The following is a 213-nucleotide window of genomic DNA, read 5'->3' on the forward strand; positions in this document are numbered from 1 at the left end:
GCTCATTATGGCTGCTCAAAACATATAAATCATGTTCTTATTTCCGCACTTTGGGGAGATGTAAATAATGAATCTCCAGATACTGTTAGAAACTTATTAGAGCTTGACTATAAAAACCCCTTATGTCCTAAGGCTGTTTTAATACCTAGAGGCTGTTTAGTCAGTGATGCAGTATTTTTACACCATCTTAGAGAAGATGCTTATACAAAGAGG

At 35.7% G+C, this 213-nt stretch carries 1 protein-coding gene; it reads left to right on the top strand.

The features are described from left to right. A partial coding sequence (locus ACT3RN_RS16430) for a hypothetical protein (RefSeq protein ID WP_444518920.1) occupies nucleotides 1-213 on the top strand: 213 nt, incomplete at both ends.

It is taken from the genome of Psychrobacter sp. AOP5-GZ1-6 (assembly GCF_052376345.1).
Lineage (GTDB): Bacteria > Pseudomonadota > Gammaproteobacteria > Pseudomonadales > Moraxellaceae > Psychrobacter.